Source organism: Pseudomonas sediminis, from assembly GCF_002741105.1.
GTDB lineage: Bacteria > Pseudomonadota > Gammaproteobacteria > Pseudomonadales > Pseudomonadaceae > Aquipseudomonas > Aquipseudomonas sediminis.
Window position 1 is genome coordinate 21,097 of record NZ_NIQU01000002.1, and the last position, 21,789, is coordinate 42,885.

21 protein-coding genes and 2 tRNA genes are annotated in these 21,789 nt (G+C 60.8%); 2 read left to right on the plus strand and 21 right to left on the minus strand.

All coding sequences use genetic code 11. From position 1 onward, the window contains the following. Nucleotides 1–102: 102 nt before the first annotated feature. On the plus strand, nucleotides 103–804 hold the full coding sequence (locus CDO35_RS05625; protein ID WP_099522995.1) for a glutathione S-transferase: 702 nt from the start codon (nucleotides 103–105) through the stop codon (nucleotides 802–804). A 100-nt stretch (nucleotides 805–904) separates the two neighbouring features. Here the strand turns inward: CDO35_RS05625 and CDO35_RS05630 are convergent. The 10 genes from CDO35_RS05630 to CDO35_RS05675 all read right to left on the minus strand — a co-directional run bounded on the left by CDO35_RS05630 (nucleotide 905) and on the right by CDO35_RS05675 (nucleotide 8,693). After that, nucleotides 905–981 (minus strand) — tRNA-Pro (locus tag CDO35_RS05630). A 75-nt stretch (nucleotides 982–1,056) separates the two neighbouring features. Then, on the minus strand, nucleotides 1,057–1,413 hold the full coding sequence (locus CDO35_RS05635; RefSeq protein WP_013716019.1) for a MerR family transcriptional regulator: 357 nt from the start codon (nucleotides 1,411–1,413) through the stop codon (nucleotides 1,057–1,059). Next, a complete protein-coding gene (gene ihfA / locus CDO35_RS05640; RefSeq protein ID WP_003243414.1) occupies nucleotides 1,394–1,696 on the minus strand; it encodes an integration host factor subunit alpha in 303 nt (100 codons plus the stop codon). The genes CDO35_RS05635 and ihfA overlap by 20 nt, the downstream gene beginning before the upstream one ends. A 3-nt stretch (nucleotides 1,697–1,699) precedes the next feature. Next, the gene (pheT, locus tag CDO35_RS05645) at nucleotides 1,700–4,078 is read right to left on the minus strand and encodes a phenylalanine--tRNA ligase subunit beta (RefSeq protein WP_099522996.1); all 2,379 of its coding nucleotides are present in this window, start codon (nucleotides 4,076–4,078) and stop codon (nucleotides 1,700–1,702) included. 44 nt (nucleotides 4,079–4,122) lie between these two features. After that, nucleotides 4,123–5,139 (minus strand): phenylalanine--tRNA ligase subunit alpha, encoded by a 1,017-nt coding sequence (gene pheS, locus CDO35_RS05650; protein WP_017676600.1) that lies wholly within the window; start codon nucleotides 5,137–5,139, stop codon nucleotides 4,123–4,125. Nucleotides 5,140–5,235: 96 nt separating this feature from the next. Further along, entirely contained in the window at nucleotides 5,236–5,592 is a 357-nt protein-coding gene (gene rplT / locus CDO35_RS05655; protein WP_003461224.1) for a 50S ribosomal protein L20, read from the minus strand. A gap of 30 nt (nucleotides 5,593–5,622) precedes the next feature. After that, nucleotides 5,623–5,817 carry a 50S ribosomal protein L35 gene (rpmI, locus tag CDO35_RS05660; protein ID WP_003461222.1) on the minus strand — a complete coding sequence of 65 codons (195 nt, stop codon included), beginning with the start codon at nucleotides 5,815–5,817 and terminating at the stop codon, nucleotides 5,623–5,625. Between the two features lie 60 nt (nucleotides 5,818–5,877). Continuing rightward, on the minus strand, nucleotides 5,878–6,429 hold the full coding sequence (gene infC, locus CDO35_RS05665) for a translation initiation factor IF-3 (RefSeq protein ID WP_177345355.1): 552 nt from the start codon (nucleotides 6,427–6,429) through the stop codon (nucleotides 5,878–5,880). Then, nucleotides 6,429–8,351 carry a threonine--tRNA ligase gene (gene thrS / locus CDO35_RS05670; protein ID WP_099522997.1) on the minus strand — a complete coding sequence of 641 codons (1,923 nt, stop codon included), beginning with the start codon at nucleotides 8,349–8,351 and terminating at the stop codon, nucleotides 6,429–6,431. The genes infC and thrS overlap by 1 nt, the downstream gene beginning before the upstream one ends. A 265-nt stretch (nucleotides 8,352–8,616) precedes the next feature. Further along, a tRNA-Val gene (locus CDO35_RS05675) sits at nucleotides 8,617–8,693 on the minus strand. Nucleotides 8,694–8,876: 183 nt separating this feature from the next. Between CDO35_RS05675 and CDO35_RS05680 the strand changes: the two genes are divergently transcribed. Next, a complete protein-coding gene (locus CDO35_RS05680; RefSeq protein WP_099522998.1) occupies nucleotides 8,877–10,160 on the plus strand; it encodes an NAD(P)/FAD-dependent oxidoreductase in 1,284 nt (427 codons plus the stop codon). 49 nt (nucleotides 10,161–10,209) lie between these two features. Here the strand turns inward: CDO35_RS05680 and CDO35_RS05685 are convergent, their stop codons facing one another. The 11 genes from CDO35_RS05685 to exaC form a co-directional block, all read right to left on the minus strand. Then, on the minus strand, nucleotides 10,210–11,163 hold the full coding sequence (locus CDO35_RS05685; protein ID WP_425048527.1) for a PA2778 family cysteine peptidase: 954 nt from the start codon (nucleotides 11,161–11,163) through the stop codon (nucleotides 10,210–10,212). Continuing rightward, nucleotides 11,148–11,555, minus strand: coding sequence for a PA2779 family protein (locus CDO35_RS05690; RefSeq protein ID WP_059391549.1), 408 nt, complete (start codon nucleotides 11,553–11,555; stop codon nucleotides 11,148–11,150). Before CDO35_RS05690 ends, CDO35_RS05685 begins: the two co-directional genes overlap by 16 nt. Nucleotides 11,556–11,635: 80 nt before the next feature. Beyond that, nucleotides 11,636–13,360: a hybrid sensor histidine kinase/response regulator gene (locus tag CDO35_RS05695; RefSeq protein ID WP_099523000.1), complete on the minus strand. Its 1,725-nt coding sequence runs from the start codon at nucleotides 13,358–13,360 to the stop codon at nucleotides 11,636–11,638. Then, complete coding sequence (gene ercA / locus CDO35_RS05700) at nucleotides 13,344–14,507, minus strand: alcohol dehydrogenase-like regulatory protein ErcA (RefSeq protein WP_099523001.1); 1,164 nt, start codon at nucleotides 14,505–14,507, stop codon at nucleotides 13,344–13,346. The genes CDO35_RS05695 and ercA overlap by 17 nt, the downstream gene beginning before the upstream one ends. A 77-nt stretch (nucleotides 14,508–14,584) precedes the next feature. Next, a complete protein-coding gene (locus CDO35_RS05705; protein ID WP_099523002.1) occupies nucleotides 14,585–16,477 on the minus strand; it encodes an alpha/beta hydrolase family protein in 1,893 nt (630 codons plus the stop codon). After that, nucleotides 16,465–17,619: a pyrroloquinoline quinone biosynthesis protein PqqE gene (pqqE, locus tag CDO35_RS05710; protein WP_099523003.1), complete on the minus strand. Its 1,155-nt coding sequence runs from the start codon at nucleotides 17,617–17,619 to the stop codon at nucleotides 16,465–16,467. Before pqqE ends, CDO35_RS05705 begins: the two co-directional genes overlap by 13 nt. Beyond that, the gene (gene pqqD, locus CDO35_RS05715) at nucleotides 17,591–17,872 is read right to left on the minus strand and encodes a pyrroloquinoline quinone biosynthesis peptide chaperone PqqD (protein ID WP_017363275.1); all 282 of its coding nucleotides are present in this window, start codon (nucleotides 17,870–17,872) and stop codon (nucleotides 17,591–17,593) included. Before pqqD ends, pqqE begins: the two co-directional genes overlap by 29 nt. Nucleotides 17,873–17,972: 100 nt before the next feature. Continuing rightward, the gene (pqqC, locus tag CDO35_RS05720; protein WP_099523004.1) at nucleotides 17,973–18,725 is read right to left on the minus strand and encodes a pyrroloquinoline-quinone synthase PqqC; all 753 of its coding nucleotides are present in this window, start codon (nucleotides 18,723–18,725) and stop codon (nucleotides 17,973–17,975) included. Between the two features lie 87 nt (nucleotides 18,726–18,812). Further along, on the minus strand, nucleotides 18,813–19,727 hold the full coding sequence (gene pqqB / locus CDO35_RS05725; RefSeq protein WP_099523005.1) for a pyrroloquinoline quinone biosynthesis protein PqqB: 915 nt from the start codon (nucleotides 19,725–19,727) through the stop codon (nucleotides 18,813–18,815). Between the two features lie 47 nt (nucleotides 19,728–19,774). After that, nucleotides 19,775–19,846, minus strand: a complete 72-nt coding sequence (gene pqqA / locus CDO35_RS05730; protein WP_003243383.1) for a pyrroloquinoline quinone precursor peptide PqqA — start codon at nucleotides 19,844–19,846, stop codon at nucleotides 19,775–19,777. A 327-nt stretch (nucleotides 19,847–20,173) separates the two neighbouring features. Further along, nucleotides 20,174–21,694 carry an acetaldehyde dehydrogenase ExaC gene (exaC, locus tag CDO35_RS05735; RefSeq protein WP_099523006.1) on the minus strand — a complete coding sequence of 507 codons (1,521 nt, stop codon included), beginning with the start codon at nucleotides 21,692–21,694 and terminating at the stop codon, nucleotides 20,174–20,176. Nucleotides 21,695–21,789 lie beyond the last annotated feature (95 nt).

Sequence of the window (21,789 nt, forward strand, 5' to 3'; positions counted from 1 at the left end):
AGTCTACTGCTGCGCCTCCTACCTGCCAACTGGAAGGTAGGGATTGACAGGGTGTATTTTCTCACACAATCTTTACCTACCAACTGACAGGTAGGCATCCCCATGACTCTTACATCTCGCAACTCAGACATATCCGTTCTCCCTGCAATGAAAATCCACGACTGGTTCGATGGCCCGTACCCCGCTCGCGTGCGAATCGCCTTGGCGGAGAAAGGACTGCTTGACCATGTCGAGTTCATCTCAGTCAACCTGTGGAAGGGGGAGCATAAGAAACCGGAGTTCCTGGCAATCAATTACTCAGGAACACTGCCGGTGTTGGAGCTCGATGACGGCACGCTCATTGCCGAATGCACAGCGATCACCCAATACCTGGACGCACTCGACGGTAACCCCACGCTTACTGGGCAGACGGCAAAAGAGAAAGGCCTCATTCATATGATGACAAAACGCGCTGAAATCGAATTTCTCGATGCGGTCAGCGTTTACTTTCATCACTCAACGCCAGGGTTGGGGGCAGACGTGGAGCTATACCAAAACCCTGAGTGGGGAAATCGCATGCGCGATAAAGCCATCAGGGGGATGCACTACTTCAACGGCGTGCTTGAACAACAGTCCTTCGTTGCCGGTGCCACCTTCTCCATGGCAGATATTGCGGTGCTCGGGGGGATGATCTTCGCGTCATTGGTCAAGCTTGCCGTACCCGATGAATGTGCAGCTCTACGAGCCTGGCACGCTCGCATGCAAGAAAGGCCAAGTGTTAGGGAGTGGCGAACGATGGTGGCAAATAACGCACCGAGAGCATGAAGGCTAAAGCATCATTCCTGGTCGCCGCCGGGCACTTTTGCGCAGCCCAAAAACAAAAACGGCCAGTGATTGCTCAACTGGCCGTTTTCGTTGGAGTTTTTGGTCGGGACGGAGTGATTCGAACACTCGACCCCTTGCACCCCATGCAAGTGCGCTACCGGGCTGCGCTACGCCCCGACGATGCTTTCGGGTGACCGAAAGCGGGAGGAACTATACATTAAGCTTTTGAAATAAGGCAACTTTTTCTTAGCCCTACTTCTTCAGCACGTGCAAAACGTCCTCGAGCTCGGCGATCATCTGTTTGATCAACTGACGATACTGAGTGGTGTCGTCTTTGGCTTCGTCACCAGAAAGACGCTGGCGTGCGCCACCGATGGTGAAGCCTTGATCGTACAGAAGCGCACGAATCTGCCGAATCATCAGCACATCCTGACGCTGGTAATAGCGACGGTTGCCCCGCCGCTTTACCGGGTTCAGTTGTGGGAATTCCTGTTCCCAGTAACGTAGAACGTGGGGCTTGACCGCGCAGAGTTCACTGACCTCACCAATGGTGAAGTAGCGTTTGCCGGGAATTGCCGGTAGTTCGTCGTTATGACTTGGTTCCAGCATAGGCCTCGACCCTGGCTTTCAATTTTTGCCCTGGACGAAAAGTGACCACACGGCGAGCCGTGATTGGAATCTCTTCCCCTGTTTTCGGGTTACGGCCGGGTCGCTGGCGCTTATCGCGCAAGTCGAAGTTGCCGAACCCGGACAGCTTGACCTGTTCGTTCAGCTCAAGAGCCTGGCGGATCTCTTCAAAAAACAGCTCCACGAGTTCCTTGGCTTCCCGTTTGTTCAGGCCGAGCTCTTCATACAGACGTTCCGCCATCTCAGCTTTCGTCAGAGCCCCCATACGCTACTTCCTTAACGTGGCGTTGAACCTTTGTTCGAGGCAGGTGAGGATATTTTGCGTAGTAGTACTCACCTCATCGTCATTAAGAGTGCGCGATGGATGTTGCCAGGTCAAGCCGACGGCAAGGCTTTTTCTAAGCGGATCAATGCCTTTACCGTGATAGACGTCAAATAGCTTGAGGTCTGTCAGCCATTCTCCCGCCGTTTCACGGATTGCGCCCAGCACAGCCTCGGCTGGCTGCTCGCGATCAACCAGCAGCGCCAGGTCGCGACGCACTTCAGGGAAGCGCGACAACTCGCTGAACGCCGGCATGCGGCCAGCAGCCACTTCAGCCAGGACCAGCTCGAAGAGGAACACCGACTGATCCAGGCCCAATGTCTTGGCCAACTCAGGATGCAGAGCCCCCATGAAACCAACTAGGCGCCCTTCCCGTTCGATGCGAGCAGTCTGGCCCGGGTGCAGAGCAGGATGCTCGCCCGGCACGAAGCTGAAAGCATCAGCTGCACCGGCATAACCCAGCAGCGCCTCGACATCGGCCTTCAGATCATAGAAGTCGACGCTATCACGACTGTTGGCCCAACCTTCGGGCAGGCGGCTGCCGGTGATCACGCCAGCGAGCATGGCTTCTTGCTGCAGACCTTCCAGCTGACCAACAAAACGCAGGCCGCTCTCGAACAGACGCACGCGCGACTGCTGGCGATTGAGGTTGTGCTGTAGTGCCTTGACCAGACCTGGCCACAGCGAGGAACGCATGGCGGCCATATCGGCAGAGATCGGATTGGCCAGTTGCAGCGGCTCTACGCCAGGCGTAAAGAGCTCGAAGAGTTTCGGGTCGATGAAGCTGTAGGTGATCGCTTCCTGATAACCGCGGGCGACCAGCAGACGACGCAGTGCCGGCAGTTCGGCACGCGCTTCGGCTTTGGTCTGCGGCGCCAGGCGAGCTTGCGGGTAGCGTACCGGCAGACGGTTGTAGCCATACAGGCGACCCAGCTCTTCGATCAGGTCCACTTCCAGGCTGATGTCGAAGCGATGACTCGGCACGCTGACCAGCCACTGGCCGGCCCCCTGAGCGCTGACGCCCAGCCCCAGTGCAGTGAGCAGACGCTCGACCTCGACGCCATCCATGTCCATGCCCAACATCTGGCTGATACGCTCGGCACGCAGGGTGATCGGCGCCACGCTAGGCAGGTCCGCCTCGCTACTCGCTTCGATGATCGGGCCTGCTTCGCCGCCGACGATTTCCAGCAGCAGCGCAGTAGCACGCTCCATTGCCTGACGTGCCAGCTGCGAGTCCACACCACGTTCGAAGCGGTGCGAGGCGTCGGTATGCAAGCCGTAGGAACGAGCCTTACCAGCGACAGCGATGTTGTCGAAGAAGGCGCTTTCCAGGAACAGATCCCGGGTATTGTCGCTCACACCGCTGTGCTCACCGCCCATCACGCCGGCGATGGCCAGCGCGCGGCCATGATCAGCGATGACCAGAGTATCGGCACGCAGGCTGACTTCCTGGCCGTCGAGCAACACCAGCTTCTCGCCCTCTTCAGCCATGCGCACGCGAATGCCGCCATTGATTTCGGCGAGGTCGAAGGCGTGCATCGGCTGGCCCAGCTCGAGCATCACGTAGTTGGTGATGTCCACCGCCGCATCGATGCTGCGAATATCGGAACGACGCAGGCGCTCGACCATCCACAGCGGGGTCGAGCGAGACAGATCGACGTTACGCACCACGCGACCGAGGTAACGCGGGCATGCCTTGGGCGCGAGCACCTCGACAGGGCGCACTTCGTCATGCGCAGGCGCAACGGCGTCGATAGCGACTGGCGAAACGGAAGCGCTGTACATGGCGCCTACTTCCCGAGCCAGGCCGGCGAGCGACAGGCAGTCACCACGGTTAGGGGTCAGGCCGATCTCGATGCTGGCGTCGTCCAGTTGCAGGTGGGAGCGAATGTCGCTACCTACCGGCGCATCGGCCGCCAGTTCCATCAGGCCGCTGTTGTCTTCGCTGATCTGGAGTTCGGAAGCCGAGCACAGCATGCCCTGGGATTCCACGCCGCGCAGTTTGGCCTTCTTGATCTTGAAGTCGCCCGGCAGCTCGGCACCGATCATGGCGAACGGAATCTTGATGCCGGCGCGGGCATTGGGCGCGCCGCAAACGACCCGGAAGGTCTCAGCACCATTGCTCACCTGGCATACGCGCAGCTTGTCGGCGTCCGGGTGTTGTTCGGCACTGAGAATCTCACCGACCACGATGCCACTGAAAGCACCGGCTACCGGTTGCACCGCGTCGACTTCAAGGCCGACCATGGACAGGCGTGCGACCAGATCTTCGCGGGATACGTCGGGATTCACCCAACTGCGCAGCCATTGTTCACTGAATTTCATGTTGTCTGTTCTCCTTAAACGAATTCGATCACGAGTGGCGGCTGCTAGCGAAATTGCGCCAGGAACCGCAGGTCGTTATCGAAGAACAGGCGCAAGTCATTGACGCCATAGCGCAGCATGGCCAGGCGCTCGACACCCATACCGAAGGCGAAGCCAGAGTATTTTTCCGGGTCGATGCCGCTCATGCGCAGCACGTTCGGGTGGACCATGCCGCAGCCCATCACTTCCAGCCAGCCGGTCTGCTTGCACACGCGGCAACCTTTTCCGGAGCACATCACGCACTGCATGTCGACTTCGGCCGACGGCTCGGTGAAGGGGAAGAAGGAAGGACGGAAACGCACACCCAGTGGTTTTTCGAAGAACACACGAAGGAATTCCTCGATGGTGCCCTTGAGGTCAGCGAAGCTGATGTCCTCGTCGACCAGCAGGCCTTCGACCTGATGGAACATCGGCGAGTGGGTGATATCGGAGTCGCAGCGATACACACGACCAGGGCAAACGATACGGATCGGCGGCTGCTGCGATTCCATGGTGCGCACCTGCACCGGCGAGGTGTGAGTGCGCAGCAACATGTTCGCGTTGAAATAGAAGGTGTCGTGCATCGCCCGCGCCGGGTGGTGGCCAGGGATGTTGAGCGCCTCGAAGTTGTGGTAGTCGTCTTCGACTTCCGGACCCTCGGCCACGTTGTAGCCGATATGGGTGAAGAACTGCTCGACACGCTCAAGCGTGCGAGTGACCGGGTGCAGACCACCGGATGCCTGGCCACGACCAGGCAGGGTCACGTCAATCCGCTCGGACGCCAGCTTCTCGGCGAGCAAGGCCTGCTCAAGCACGGATTTGCGGGCATTCAGGGCGTCTTGCACTTGATTCTTGGCAGTATTGATCAGGGCGCCAGCCTGTGGGCGCTCTTCGGCAGACAGCTTGCCCAGAGTCTGCATCAGGGCGGTCAGTTCGCCTTTCTTGCCAAGGTACTGAACCCGGAGCTGTTCCAGGGCATTGACATCTTCACTTCGTTGCACAGCCTCAAGCGCTTGCGAGACCAATGCATCCAGATTTTCCATTTACAGACTCCAGATACGAAATAGGGGAAGAGCTGTTAAGGCTCTTCCCCTATCTTTGACGTTGCCACCGGGCGAACCCGGTGATTGTCGGGGGACTTAAGCCAGAACGGCCTTAGCTTTCTCGACAATCGCAGCAAACGCCGCTTTTTCGTTCACTGCCAGATCAGCCAGAACCTTACGGTCGATTTCGATCGACGCTTTCTTCAGGCCAGCGATCAGACGGCTGTAGGACAGACCGTTGACGCGAGCACCAGCGTTGATACGAGCGATCCACAGTGCGCGGAACTGACGTTTTTTCTGACGACGGTCACGGTAGGCATATTGACCAGCCTTGATGACAGCCTGCTTGGCAACACGGAACACGCGCGAACGAGCGCCGTAGTAGCCTTTAGCCAGTTTCAGAATCTTTTTGTGACGAGCACGAGCGATAACGCCACGCTTAACACGAGCCATGAGTAATTACCTCTAAGTATCTTGACCGAATTAACGAACGCGCAGCATGCGCTCGACTTTAGCTTTGTCCGACGGACCGATCAGCGAACTGCCACGCAGCTGGCGCTTACGTTTCGTGGACATCTTGGTCAGGATGTGGCTCTTGAAAGCGTGCTTGTGCTTGAAGCCTGTAGCAGTCTTCAGGAAGCGCTTTGCAGCACCGCTCTTGGTTTTCATTTTTGGCATGTTTTGTACTCCGCATTCATTAACTACTGATAACCATCAGGCCTGCCAGTGCCCGGTAGATTATTTACGCTTCTTGGGTGCGATAACCATCATCAGCTGGCGTCCTTCCAGCTTAGGATGCTGTTCTACGGTGCCAAGCTCGATCAGGTCTTGTTCGACCCGTTTGAGCAGCTCCATACCCAGCTCCTGGTGAGCCATCTCACGACCGCGGAATCTCAGAGATACCTTGGCCTTGTCCCCATCTTCAAGGAAACGTACCAGGTTGCGTAGTTTTACCTGGTAATCCCCCTCTTCCGTCCCTGGACGAAACTTGATTTCTTTGATCTGCTGCTGGTGCTGATTCTTCTTGGCGATAGCAGCCTGCTTCTTCTTCTCGAACAGGTGCTTGCCGTAGTCCATGATGCGGCAAACGGGTGGCACTGCATCAGCTGAGATCTCTACCAGATCCAGCTTGGCTTCTTCAGCCACGCGCAATGCCTCATCGATCGAAACAATACCGACCTGCTCGCCGTCAGCGCCAATCAGGCGCACTTCACGAGCGGTGATGTTTTCGTTGATCGGCGCCTTAGGGGCGGCCCGCTTGTCCTGTCTCATTTCACGCTTAATAGTTATTACTCCAAATCTTGGCGACCACGCCGGGAAACCGCTTGCTGCAACTGTGCGGCGAACTGCTCGATGGGCAGAGAGCCCAGATCGACGCCTTCACGGGTACGGACAGCAACGGATCGAGTCTCGACCTCCCGATCTCCAATAACCAAGAGATAGGGAACCTTGAGCAAGGTATGCTCGCGGATTTTAAAGCCGATCTTTTCGTTTCTCAAGTCAACCTTGGCACGAAAACCGCTTTGATTGAGAGTTTTCTCGACTTCACGGGCAAAATCGGCCTGCTTGTCGGTGATATTCATGATCACCGCCTGGGTCGGCGCGAGCCAAGCCGGGAAGGAACCGGCGTAGTGCTCGATCAACATACCGATGAAGCGCTCGAACGAACCGAGGATCGCGCGGTGCAACATGACCGGGCGTTTGCGGTTGTTGTCTTCGGCGATGTAGCTGGCATCCAGACGCTCAGGCAGGTTCGGATCGTACTGCAGCGTACCGCACTGCCAGTTACGACCCAGACAGTCACGCAGGGTGAATTCGATCTTCGGACCGTAGAAGGCGCCCTCGCCCGGCTGATATTCCCAGGCCAGGCCGGATTCGTTCAGCGCCTCGGCCAGCGCACCCTCGGCGCGATCCCACAGCTCATCGGAGCCCACGCGCTTGGCGGGACGAGTCGAGAGCTTCATGGCGATATCGGTGAAGCCGAAGTCCGAGTAGACCTGCAAGGTCAGCTTGATAAAGTCGGCCGCTTCCTTCTTCACCTGCTCTTCAGTGCAGAAGATATGCGCATCGTCCTGCACGAAGCCACGCACGCGCATGATGCCGTGCAGCGCACCGGACGGCTCGTTACGGTGGCAAGCACCGAACTCGGCCAGGCGCAGCGGCAGGTCGCGGTAGGACTTCAGGCCCTGATTGAAGATCTGCACGTGGCACGGGCAGTTCATCGGCTTGACCGCGTAATCACGGTTTTCCGAGGCCGTGGTGAACATGTTCTCGGCGTAGTTGGACCAGTGGCCAGAACGCTCCCAGAGAATTCGATCGACCACCTGCGGCGTGCGCACCTCAACATAGCCGTTCTCACGCTGCACCTGGCGCATGTACTGCTCCAGCACCTGGTAGACAGTCCAGCCATTGGGGTGCCAGAACACCATGCCCGGCGCTTCTTCCTGCAGGTGGAACAGATCCAGCTGCTTGCCGATGCGACGGTGATCGCGTTTTTCGGCTTCTTCGATGCGCTGGATATAGGCAGCCAGCTGCTTCTTGTCAGCCCAGGCAGTGCCATAAACCCGCTGCAGCTGCTCGTTCTTCGAGTCACCGCGCCAGTAGGCGCCGGAAATACGGGTGAGTTTGAACGCTTTGAGGAAACGCGTGTTCGGCACGTGCGGGCCGCGGCACATGTCGACGTACTCTTCATGGAAATACAGGCCCATGGCCTGCTCATCCGGCATATCGTCGATCAGGCGCAGCTTGTATTCCTCGCCACGCGACTTGAACAGCTCGATGACCTCGGCACGCGGCGTCATCTTCTTGATGACGTCGTAGTCCTTGTCGATCAACTCAGCCATACGCTTTTCGATGGCCGCCATGTCTTCCGGAGTGAAGGGGCGATCGATGGCGATGTCGTAATAGAAGCCTTCGTCAATGACCGGACCGATCACCATCTTGGCGCTCGGGTACAACTGCTTGACCGCATGCCCAACTAGGTGAGCACAGGAGTGGCGAATGATCTCCAGCCCCTCTTCGTCCTTCGGCGTAATGATCTGCAGAGTGGCGTCGGTATCGATCACGTCACAGGCATCGACCTGCTTGCCGTTTACCTTGCCAGCCAGGGTGGCCTTGGCCAGACCCGCACCAATGGATTGAGCGACCTCCAGCACGGATACCGGATGATCGAACGAACGTTGACTGCCGTCGGGAAGAGTAATGATGGGCATGGCGCCTCCTCTCCTAGTGGTGACCCCTACCAAAGGTCACGTGGGTTGGGATGAGCCAGGAAGCGATTCGGCGGTATACCCGCCTAACAATGGCAGGAGCCCAAAGGCCAACCAGACCGAACCAAGTCACTGGAAGTAAAGAGTGCGGATGCTTTCAGAAAGCCTGAACTCTGACAAGCAGCCGCCTGCAACAAAACACGCAAAGCCTGCTCGAAAAATTCGAGCAATAAAAAAGGGGTCGCTTAGCGACCCCTTTTTATCGATTTGGTAGGCACAATTGGACTCGAACCAACGACCCCCACCATGTCAAGGTGGTGCTCTAACCAACTGAGCTATGTGCCTTCGATGGGTGCGCATTCTACGCAGATCTTTTTGGCCGTCAACAGATTTTTTCGCTAACTCACTGAAATAGGCCAATTTTTTATCAAAACCGGATCGTTGAATATTTTGCACGGGCACTAGCCGGCTATTTTCAACTCAGGTAGCATCGGATCATTCGTAAAAAATAAAGAACAGAGGTTCAAGATGGCGCACACGGCATATCCACAATCCTATTACGCCGCTTCAGCCAACCCCGTACCGCAACGCCCTGCCCTGCAAGGCGAGGTGGAAACCGATGTGTGCATCATCGGCGCGGGTTACACCGGCCTGTCCACTGCACTGTTTCTGCTGGAGAACGGTTTCAAGGTGAGCATCGTCGAAGCGGCCAAGGTTGGCTTTGGCGCTTCCGGCCGCAACGGCGGACAGATCGTCAACAGCTACAGCCGCGACATCGACGTGATCGAACGTACGGTCGGTCCCAAGCAGGCGCAACTGCTCGGGCAGATGGCGTTCGAGGGCGGCCGCATCATTCGTGAGCGCATCGCCAAGTACGACATCCAGTGCGACCTGAAGGATGGCGGCGTATTCGCCGCGCTGACCAGCAAGCAGATGGGCCACCTGGAATCGCAGAAGAAGCTGTGGGAGCGCTACGGCCATACCCAGCTGGAGCTGATGGACGCCAAGCGCATCCGCGAAGTGGTTGCTACCGAGAACTATGTCGGCGGCATGCTGGACATGAGCGGTGGGCATATCCATCCGCTAAACCTGGCTTTGGGTGAAGCCGCTGCAGTGGAATCGCTGGGCGGGGTGATCTATGAACAGTCCCCGGCCACGCGCATCGAGCGCGGCGCCATCCCGGTGGTGCACACTCCGGAAGGCCGTATCAAAGCCAAATTCGTCGTGGTCGCCGGTAACGCCTACCTGGGCAATCTGGTGCCGGAGCTGGCGTCCAAATCGATGCCGTGCGGCACTCAGGTGATCACTACCGAGCCACTGTCCGATGAAGTCGCCGCCAGCCTGCTGCCGCAGGACTACTGCGTGGAAGACTGCAACTACCTGCTCGACTACTACCGCCTCACCGGCGACAAGCGCCTGATCTACGGCGGTGGCGTGGTCTACGGTGCGCGTGACCCAGCCAACATCGAAGCGATCATCCGGCCGAAGATGCTCAAGACCTTCCCGCAATTGAAGGACGTGAAGATCGACTTCGCCTGGACCGGCAACTTCCTGCTGACGCTGTCGCGGCTGCCGCAGGTCGGTCGTATCGGCGACAACATCTACTACTCGCAAGGCTGCAGCGGCCATGGCGTGACCTATACGCACCTGGCGGGCAAGGTTCTGGCCGAAGCACTGCGCGGGCAGGCCGAACGCTTCGATGCCTTCGCCGACCTGCCGCACTACCCCTTCCCGGGCGGTCGCCTGTTCCAGGTCCCCTTCAGCGCCCTCGGCGCCTGGTACTACACGCTGCGTGACAAGCTCGGCGTGTAATCCCGCCCATCAAAGAAAACGGCGCCCTCGGGCGCCGCTTTCTTTTGCATCACGGACAGGTCGGCAAGGCCTGACACTGCCCTCCAGAACCACTGGCCTTCGGCGATGCGGCGAAGCGCCCATCCTCCGGCGCCAGACGCTGTGCGCAGGCCTGGGCCTGCTGCGCCTCAGCAGCACACCCCTGCTCACCCAATACTTGCGACAAGTTGAACCAACCCGCAGCAAAACCCGGCTCGCGCTTGAGGCTCTCACGCAACGCCTGCTCGGCGCCCTTGCGATCGCCATCGGCGTAGCGGCTGTTACTCAGGGCGAACCAAGGCAATGACTGCTCCGGCCAGGCCTCGGCGGCGCGGCGATAGGCGCGCCGAGCCGGCTGAGCATTGCCGGTTTGCTCAAGGTCGTTGGCAGCCTTCATCCAGACATGCATATCGGCCTGTGCCGGCAAGCGTTCCGGTGGCAGGGTCACGACCGCCCAGCGACCACCGCGTGCCCAGGTTCTGTCGAAGCTGTTGAAGCTGTCTTCGAGCCTGCGCGTAGTGGCCGAGCGCAAAATCAGCGTGCGCTCGCGGCGGTCGTAACCCACCACCACCGCGAAGTGCCATTGCGGATACCAGTCGAATGCCAGGTTCTGCAGCACCAGCACCGGGTTGCCGGCGGCCACCTCGGCGAGCACCGCCTCCAGGCGTGGCTGCAGCGGATACACCAGCATTTCGTGATTGCGTGCGGCGGCGACCATCTCCACCTGCAGGCTGCCTTCACGGCTGGGGATGTAGACCTTGTCCTTGAGCGCACCAGGCGTGGTCAGCACGCCACGCTGGTTGAGCATGGTGGCCAAGGCAGCCGGGCCGCACTGATAGGCGTCCTGGGGGAAGAAGGGAACGTCGGTGAGTTCCACCCGCTCAGGCAAACGCTCGCCCACCGGTGATAACACCGGGGAGCGAGCGCAGGCTGTGAGTAGAACGATCGATGCGATACAGCAGAGGCGAATCAGCGATTTATGCATTTGACGAAATTGAAGATGTTGGTGGCGCACAGCATATCAGTGATGATGAAGATCACCAGAAACAACACGATGATGCCGACCACACCTGCACCGGCGGGTGCCTGATCCAACTGCTGGTTGAACTGCGCCAGTTCGGCCGGGGTCAGGCTGGCGATACGCGATTCGACCTGATCACGGTCGACGCCCATCGATACCAGTTTCTCCTTCACCTGCTCGTCATCGAGCATGGCCATCAACTGCTCCTGATCCACCTTGTGCTGCTGCTCGGCGATCACCTCGTGAGTGCCAACCATTGCCGCATTCGCGGCAGGAATCTGCACCACCAGCAGCAAGTGAAACAGCGCGGTAATAGCTGCCAGACGGCGCATAACGGGTTTCATGGAAGTTGTCATTGTGGTTATCTCCTGAGGGACGAGGTAGCCAATAGACAGCATCCAAATCGCTCAGGTTCACTCCACCAGTCTGCGCGCGTTCACGTTTCCGTCAAAAGCTGGCTGAGCACCGCACGCAGCTTGCCTGGCTTGACCGGTTTGTTCAGCAAAGGCGCACCCAGCGCCTGCAATTCGCGACGACAGTCATCGCTGCGATCAGCGCTGATGATCAGCGCCGGAATCGGCCTGGAAAACTCATCACGCAGCTGCTGAATCACCTGACAACCGAGCACGCCGTGATCGAGATGGAAATCCGCCAGAATCACCTCTGGTGCCCTGCCCTGCAGACGCTGCAGGGCCTCGTTCAGATCGACCGCCGTGACCACCTCGCAGCCCCACTGCCCGAGCAGCGCCTGCATGCTGTGCAGGATGTCGACTTCGTTATCGATCACCAACAAGCGCCTCCCCGGCAGGGGGTTGCCGAGGACCGGTTGCGTCGCAGATTGTGCCTGGCGCCGCGGAGCCTCCTGCGCCAGCGGCACGCGGATGCTGAAGACCGAACCACGCCCCGGTTGCGAGCGCACCTGCACCGAGTAGCCCAACATGCGCGCGATGCGCTCGACGATGGCCAGACCCAGGCCGACACCCTTGCGCTCGGCCGCACGCCCGACCTCAAGCTGGCTGAACTCGAGAAAGATTTTGTCCAGTTGATCGGCCGCGATGCCGCGCCCGCTATCCCACACCTGCAATTCGACGAAAGCGCCACGCCGACGTGCGCCAAGCAGCACGCCGCCACGCTCGGTGTAACGACAGGCATTGCTGAGGAAGTTGCGCAGGATGCGCGTCAGCAAGCGGAAATCAGTATGCACCGTATAATTGGCAATTCTCGCGCGCAGGCGCAAACCACTGGCCGACGCCACGCTGTCGAACTCGGACGCCAGCGGAGCGAGCAACTCTTCAAGGCGATAGACATCGAGATCCGGCTTGATCGCCGCCTGATCCAGCTTGGAAATATCCAGCAGATCCGCCAGCAGATCCTCGGCACCTTCCAGGGCCAGGTGGCTGCGCTCCACCAGGTTGCGTTCGGCGCTTGGCAGCTCACGCTCGCGCAGCGTGGAGATCAACAAGCGCGCCGCATTGAGCGGCTGCAACAAGTCGTGGCTGGCTGCGGCCAGGTACTTGTCCTTGCTATGGTTGGCCGCTTCGGCCGCGTCACGCGCATCGCGCAGGGCCAGCTCGATGCGCTCGCGCTCCTCGATCTGCCGCTGCAGATTGCGGTTGGATTCGAGCAACTCGAAGGTGCGCGCCGCGACGCGGCGCTCCAGTTCGTCATTGAGTTGTTGCAGGCGCTGCTGCGCCTGCTTGCGCTCGGTGATATCGGCGACGAAGCCTTCGAAGATTCCCTCCCCTTCGGGCTTGAGCAGCAGGTTCATCAGCACGTCGATGGTGCTGCCATCGCGCCTGCGCAGGCGCGTCTCGTAGCCAAGCAGAGCCTGGCCCTGGCTCAGTCGCTGGCGAATCACTTCCAGCTCGTCGAAGCCGCCCACGAACAGGTGCCGAGCCAGATCGCCCGGCGACCAAAGCACCTGCTGCGGGTCGTCATAACCGAGCATGCGCGCCATCGCCGGATTGGCCGCCAGTACCCCGTCCTGCAGGCTGGCCTGGATGATCCCGTGTACGGCGTGTTCGAACAGCCATTTATAGCGGTTGCGCTCGACTTCCAGCTCTTCCAGGCGCGCCAGCAGCTCGGGGTAATGACTCTTGCGCGCCGACTGGCTGCCGAGCCCCAGCAGCCCGGCCAGCGCTTCGTCAGAGCGCCTCGCCATACACCACCTCGACGTCACGCTGGGTCGATTCACGCGGATTGGTGAGGATGCACGGGTCGTCCATCGCATGGCTGGACAAGAACGGAATGTCAGAGGTACTGACGCCGTGCAAGCTGAGCGTCTCACGGAAGCCCATGGCGTGCTTGAAGGCAATCAGGTGCTCGACCAGGCGCTGGCGAATCTGCGCATGGTTGAGCCCACGGCAGTCGATGCCGAGGGTTTCGGCGATGACCTTGAAACGCTCCGGCGCCGCACTGTAATTGAACGCCACCACGTGCTCGACCAGCACCGCATTGCACAGACCGTGCGGCAAGTCGAGGTAGCCACCGAGGCTGTGACTCATGGCGTGCACCGCGCCAAGGATCGCGTTGGAGAACGCCAGGCCGGCCTGCATGCTGCCAAGCATGATCTTCTCGCGCAGGGCGATATCGCCCGGGTTGGCGATCATCTGCACCAGGTTGCCGTTGATCAGGCGCATGGCCTCCAGCGCGTGCGGATCGGTCAGCGGGCCGTGGCCAGTGGAAACGAACGCTTCGATGGCGTGCACCATGGCGTCGATGCCGGTACAGGCGCTGAGGAACGGGTCCATGCTCAGGGTGGTTTCCGGATCGATCAGCGACACGTCCGGCACCACGGCCTTGCTGACGATGGAGAACTTCATCCGCTCCTGCTGGTTGGAGATGATCACGAACTGTGACACGTCGGCCGAAGTGCCGGCGGTGGTCGGGATCAGGATCAGCGGTGGGCTGGGCACGCGAATGGTGTCCACGCCTTCGAATTCGAGAATGCTGCGACCGTGGGCGACGACGATACCGATGCCCTTGGCGCAGTCCATCGGGCTACCGCCACCGACCGCGACAATGACGTTGCAACCCTCGCTGCGATATAGCTCGGCGCCCTCCATCACCTCTTCCACGCGCGGGTTGGGCGACACCTTGGTGTATAGGCAGTAGGCGATGCCCTGGGCCTGCAAGCTGGCCTCGACGTCGCCAGCCCAGCCCGCGGCGACCACACCGGGATCGGAGACGACCAGCACCTTGCGTGCACCGAAGGTCTTGGCGTAATTGCCGACGTTATGCCGGGAGCCGGCGCCAAAGATGATCTCGGGGGAAACGAACTTTCGCAGCTGATTCAATTCGTGGCTCATACAACGGCCTGAAATTTCTTGTTATGGAATGGCGATCAGCCTACTGCATTGCCCGGTTTATGCAATGCGACCTGCGCTTAGCCCAGACGTAGATAGAAGGCATGCTCGGCGCGCAGAGCCTCGGCCAGGTTCGCGGCCTGACGGAAACCGTGGCGTTCTTCTGCGAACAGGTAATATTCAACCGGCAAACCGCGCTTACGCAGCGCCTCGACCATGCTTTCGGTCTGGCTCGGCACCACCACGGAATCCAGCGCGCCCTGGAAAAAAATCACCGGTACCTTGATCCGCTCGGCCTGCAACAAGGGCGTGCGCTCTCGGTAGCGCTCGGCATCCTGCTCGGGGTCGCCGATCAGCCAGTCGAGATAATCCGCCTCGAACTTGTGGGTCAGCCGACGTAGCGCCAACGGGTCGCTGACGCCATAGAGGCTGGCGCCGCCACGCAGTTGCGGCAACTCGACCAGTGCACGTAGCGCGCTGAAGCCGCCCGCGCTGCCACCGCGTACGAATACGCGCTGCGGATCGATACGGCCATTACTGGCGAGCGAGTCGATGGCAGCGCGAATATCTTCCACTTCCAGCTCGCCCCACTGCCGTGCCAGACGCAGACGATAGGCACGCCCATAACCACTGCTGCCGCGATAGTTGAGATCGAGCACGGCGTAGCCACGTAGCGTCCAGAAAGCGATACGCGGATCGAACACCGGGTAGCAGGCCGAGGTCGGGCCGCCGTGCAGGAAGATCACCAGCGGTGGGCGCTCTGCGGACGACACGGGGGCGTAGAAAAAGCCGTGACAATGTTCGCCCTCACCCACCGTGCAGCTGAATGGCTGAGGCAGTGATAGCTGTGCTTCAGACAGCGGCTGCTCACCGCCAGCCAGCATCTGCAATGCGCCATCGCTGCGGCGAATGGCGAGCACCGCTTGCAGACGATCAGGAGCGGCAGCGATGCAGTAGAAATGTTCGTTGTCGGCAGCCAGGCTACGGAAACGCGTAAACCCTTCGGCCAACAGCCGATCTGCCTTTGGGTAGGGTGTCGCGGGGCCGCCCAGGCTGTGCGCACCGATTGTTTTGCCGTCGAGATCGCTGGTGCGCACGGCGCACCCTACCAGCGCGCCGACACCCTGCTCGAAACGGGTCAGCAGAAACTCATCGTTTTCCAGCGACAGATAGGTTCGACCGCCCAGTTGCCAGGGCGCCGGCGCGTGATCGTAAGACGCGGCATGCAGTGTTGTGTCGCCATCGACGCACCAGGGTTGCCACCACCCTGCCTTGTCGCTCAACACCCATAACCGGCCCCGGGAATCGAAGCGCGGCTGCTGCAGGGATCGATCACCGGCCTCACCTGACAGCACCCGAGTGCGCTCGCCGGACTCACGCTGGCACAGGCGCGTGGCGATCCAGGGCTGATGTGGTCGATCCCATTCGATCCAGGCAAGACGCTGGCCAGTGGGGTCAGCCACCGGCGCCGCATAGAAATCGGCACCCTCCACCAGAACATCGCGCTTACCGGTAAGGCCGATGCGCACCAGACGATGCACCACCGCGCCGCCCTCATGGCTTTCCTCCACCGCCAGCAATGCCTGCCAGGCGGGTACGAATGCCAGGTCGCCATAGCGGCAGTGGGACTGACTGGTGAGCAGGTAGGGTGCGCCGTGCGCACCGCCGTCCAAGCCGATATCGATGCAATAGACCTGCTGATCACGCTCATTGACGAACGCCACGCCCTGCTCCGTGGCGCAGCAGGCGCCGCCACCGTACTCATAGACACGGCTACGTACGGAGAAGCCTGGCGGCGTCAGTTCACTGACGACACCGTCACGACAGAAGAACAGCCCACAACGCGCCAGAGCAGGGTCGAACGCCACCCATAGCACGCCGCCGTGGGCAGCGTGCAGCTCGGCGAAGTCGGCGCTGGCCACGGCAGCCTGCTCGGCACTCCAGATCGCGCCGGGATCGGTCAGGCTTTGCATATGATTCGTGAGGCCTTCTCGTTGCGATACTGCAGGGCCTCAAGCCCCAGCGGCGCCTCATCGGCCTGCTGACGTGCAGCGAGAATCACGCCATGGTGCGCCGACTTGCTGCACACCGGGTCGGCGTTACTGGCATCGCCGGTGAGCATGAAGGCCTGGCAGCGACAGCCGCCGAAATCCTTGTCCTTCTCGGCGCACGAACGACACGGCTCGGGCATCCAGTCGTCGCCGCGAAAGCGGTTGAAACCGAAGGAATGCCGCCAGATATGTTCGAGACTGTGCTCGCGCACGTTGGGAAACTGCACCGGCAACTGCCGCGCGCTGTGGCAAGGCAGCGCCGTGCCGTCAGGGGTGATGTCGAGGAACAGGCTGCCCCAACCGTTCATACAGGCCTTGGGGCGCTCCTCGTAGTAGTCCGGGGTGACGAAGATCAGCTTGCACGGGTGGTTCTCGGCCGCCAGCTTGTCGCGCCACTGATTGGTGATGCGTTCGGCGCGCTCCAGTTGCGCGCGGGTCGGAAGCAGCCCGGCCCGGTTCAACTCGGCCCAGCCGTAGAACTGGCAGGTGGCGAGTTCGACGAAATCCGCCTCCAACTCCAGGCACAGCTCGATGATGCGCTCGATATTGTCGATGTTATGTCGATGGGTGACGAAGTTGAGCACCATCGGGTAGCCGTGCGCCTTGACCGCACGGGCCATCGCCAGTTTCTGCGCGAAGGCCTTCTTCGAGCCGGCCAGCAGGTTGTTCACTTCCTCGTCGGCAGCCTGAAAGCTGATCTGAATATGATCGAGGCCGGCATCGGCGAACTCGGCGATACGTGCTTCGGTCAGGCCGATGCCGGAGGTAATCAGGTTGGTGTAGTAGCCCAGGCCGCGCGCCGCTGCGATCAGCTCGGCCAGATCCTGGCGCACCAGCGGCTCGCCACCGGAGAAGCCTAACTGCGCCGCCCCCAGTTCACGGGCCTGGCGGAATACCTCGATCCATTCGGCGGTCGACAACTCTGTGCCCTGCTGGGAGAAATCCAGCGGGTTGGAGCAGTACGGGCACTGCAGCGGGCAGCGGTAGGTCAGCTCGGCCAGCAGCCACAGCGGTGGCCCTGGTTCATGACCTGCTTTAGCGAAGCTCGATCCAGAACTGAGCATGGGCCACCTCCATGAAGGCAAGAATGTCTTCGTCGATACCGGGCACATCAGGGAAGCGCTGGTGCAGGTTGCCGATGATCTCGGCCACCGAGCGCTTGCCGTCGACCTGCTGGAGAATTTCGCTGGCGCTGTCGTTGAGCTTGATCATGCCTTCCGGATAGAGCAGCACATGACAGCCTTGCGCCGGTTCGAACTGCAGACGAAAGCCGCGGCGGATGGCGGGTACGCTGGGTGGGAGGATGACAGCAGTCATTGTTCGGGCTCCTGACTGGTGCGCGCGGCGTACCCTACAAAGGGCGCGTCGAACGGAAATGCGGCCGTAGGGTGCGCCGTGCGCACCGCTTGCTCGATACTCACAGGGCTATACCCCGATGCCAAGCGCGCTCGTTGGTCACGGTGTGATACGGCGGACGCTGCAGCTCGTAGGCCATGCTCATGGCGTCGAGCATGCTCCACAGCACGTCGAGCTTGAATTGCAGGATCTGCAGCATGCGTTCCTGCGCTTCACGGGTGCGGTAGTGTTCGAGGGTGATGCGCAGGCCGTGTTCGACATCGCGGCGCGCCTCTTTCAGACGCTTGCGGAAGTAGTCGTAGCCGGTGGCGTCGATCCACGGGTAATGCTGCGGCCAGGCATCCAGGCGCGACTGGTGGATCTGTGGGGCGAACAGCTCGGTCAGCGAGCTGCTGGCCGCTTCCTGCCAGTTGGCGCGACGAGCGAAGTTGACGTAGGCATCGACGGCGAAGCGCACGCCAGGCAGCACCAGCTCCTGCGACAGCACCTGATCACGGTCGAGACCGACGGACTCGGCCAGGCGCAGCCAGGCCTCGATACCGCCCTCTTCTCCGGGCGCACCGTCATGGTCGAGGATGCGCTGAATCCACTCGCGCCGGGTTTCGCGATCCGGGCAGTTGGCGAGGATCGCCGCGTCCTTCAGCGGGATATTGACCTGGTAGTAGAAGCGGTTGGCCACCCAGCCCTGGATCTGCTCACGGGTGGCGCGCCCTTCGTACATGGCGCGGTGGAACGGGTGATGGATGTGATACAGCGCGCCCTTGGCGCGCAGCGCCTGCTCGAACTCGGCAGGGGTCATGGCAGGTTGGCTCATCAGTATCTCCGATACGCGTTGCCGTAGGGTGCGCCGTGCGCACCAGCATTCTTCAAGGTACGCACGGCCTGAGCGGCCCCGCACACCCTACAAAACGATGCTCATGCCATCGAACGCGACCTCGATGCCGTGGGCGTCCAGTTCGGTGCGCTCGGGCGAGTCCAGGTCGAGAATCGGGTTGGTGTTGTTGATATGGATCAGGATCTTGCGCGCGGACGGCAGGCCGTCGAGCACCTCGATCATGCCGCCAGGGCCGCTCTGGCACAGGTGGCCCATCTCACTGCCGAGCTTGTCGCCCACCTCACACACGCACATCTCATCGTCACGCCACAGCGTGCCATCGACGAGCAGGCAGTCCGCGCGGCGCATCCAGCCCAGCAGGTGCTCGTCTACCTGGCCCAGGCCCGGCGCATAGAACAGGCTGCGGCCGCTGCGACGGTCCTCGATGAACAGGCCGATGTTGTCCCCCGGGTGCGGATTGCCCCGATGCGGCGAATACGGCGGCGCGCTGCTGCGCAGGGCAATGGCGGTGATGCTCAGCGCCGGACAGGCGGGAATACTGAAGGGTTTTGCATCCAGCTCGATCAACTGGTGCTGCAGGCCGCCATTCCAGTGGCTGAGCATGTTGAATAGCGGAAAACCGGTGGTCAGATCCTGATGCACCATCTCGGTACACCAGACCTGATGCGGGCAGCCTTCGCGCAGGGTAAGCAGACCGGTGCAATGGTCGATCTGGCTATCGAGCAGGACGATGCCGGCGATGGCCGTGTCGCGCAGCTTGCGCGCTGGTTGCAGCGCCGGAAAGGCCTCGATCTGCGCACGGATGTCCGGCGAGGCATTGCACAGGATCCACTGCTCACCGTCATCGGAAATGGCGATGGACGATTGTGTGCGCGGCTGCGCCCGCAGGGTACCGGCACGCACGCCGCGGCAGTTGCGGCAGTTGCAGTTCCACTGGGGAAAGCCGCCGCCAGCGGCGGAACCGAGAATCTGGATATGCATGGAAGTCACCAGCGGGGATGCCCCGGACGAACCGGGGCCAGGAGCGATCAGCGGTTGGCGAAATACATGGTCACTTCGAAGCCAATGCGCAGATCGGTGTAGGCGGGTTTAGTCCACATGGTGCGGTCCTCTTTTTATGAAGCCGGGGCATTCCGGCAACCCCATTAAGCCCCCGCCAGGCAAGAGGCCAAATGGTACTTTGGGATGAATCGGCACTGGCATTGGTAGGTGACGCTATCAGTAGGCATGCCTCGCGCCTGGAAGGTTCCAGTCATCGCCCGAGCTGAAACATGCGCCAATAAAAAACGCGGCCGAAGCCGCGTCGCGATAAGGATCTGCTGCCGTTCAGGCCCATGGCTGCCTGCAGATCCACCCGGGTAGGGTTCTTCGCCTGGCAAGAGGCGGCGCACCGGAGCGAGCGCGCCACCGTTGGGATGCATCACAACTCAGAAGAAACCGAGAGGATTGATGTCGTAGCTCACCAGCAGGTTCTTGGTCTGCTGGTAGTGGTCGAGCATCATCTTGTGGGTTTCACGGCCGACGCCGGACTTCTTGTAACCACCGAAGGCGGCATGCGCCGGGTACAGGTGGTAGCAGTTGGTCCATACGCGGCCGGCCTTGATCGCACGGCCCATGCGGTAGGCGACGTTCATGTCGCGGCTCCACACGCCGGCGCCCAGGCCGAACTCGGTGTCGTTGGCAATCGCCAGGGCTTCGGCTTCGTCCTTGAAGGTGGTCACACCGATCACCGGGCCGAAGATTTCTTCCTGGAACACGCGCATCTTGTTGGTGCCCTTGAGCAGGGTTGGCTGGATGTAATAGCCGCTGGCCAGGTCACCTTGCAGTTGCTCGGCCGCACCACCGGTGAGTACCTGGGCGCCTTCCTGCTGCGCGATTTCGAGGTAGCTGAGGATCTTGTCGTACTGCTGCTGCGAAGCCTGGGCGCCGACCATGGTGTCGGTGTCCAGCGGGTTGCCACGCTTGATCTGTTTGACCTTCTTCAGCACTTCGACCATGAAGGCGTCGTAGATCGACTCCTGCACCAGTGCACGCGACGGGCAGGTGCACACCTCGCCTTGGTTGAAGAAGCCAAGTACCAGGCCTTCGGCAGCCTTCTCGATGAAGGCCGGCTCGGCGTTCATGATGTCGGCGAAGAAGATGTTCGGCGATTTGCCGCCCAGTTCGACGGTGCTCGGGATGATGTTCTCGGCGGCGCATTTCATGATGTGCGAGCCGACCGGGGTGGAGCCGGTGAAGGCAATCTTGGCGATGCGCTTGCTGGTGGCCAGCGCTTCACCTGCCTCGCGACCAAAGCCCTGAACGATGTTGAGCACGCCCGGTGGCAGCAGGTCGCCGATCAGCTCGACGAAGAGCGTGATCGACAGCGGCGTCTGCTCGGCTGGTTTGAGTACGATTGCGTTGCCAGCAGCCAGTGCCGGCGCCAGTTTCCACGCGGCCATCAGCAGCGGGAAGTTCCACGGAATGATCTGCCCGACCACGCCCAGCGGTTCGTGGAAGTGATAGGCCACGGTGCCTTCGTTGATCTCGGCGGTGCTGCCTTCCTGGGCGCGGATGCAGCCAGCGAAGTAACGGAAGTGATCGGCAGCCAGCGGCACGTCGGCATTCAGCGTTTCACGCACGGCCTTGCCGTTGTCCCAGGTTTCGGCCACGGCCAACAGTTCGAGGTTGGCTTCGATGCGGTCGGCGATCTTCAGCAGGATGTGCGAACGCTCCTGCACCGAGGTCTTGCCCCAGGCATCGGCGGCGGCATGCGCGGCATCCAGTGCCTTGTCGATGTCGGCAGCATTGGAACGGGGGAACTCGCCGATCACCGAGCCATCGACCGGGCTGGTGTTGCTGAAGTATTGGCCACTGAGCGGGGCGACGAACTCACCGCCGATATAATTGCCGTAGCGCGGCTTGAGGGTGACGACGGCGCCTGCAGAACCCGGATTCGCGTAAATCATGATGCTGACCTCTCTTGTTGTCGGAGCCCGCTGCCAATCGGGGAAGCGAGTCATGGTTCGATCTTAGAAAGCCCCCGGAAACCTCGGTATGCACC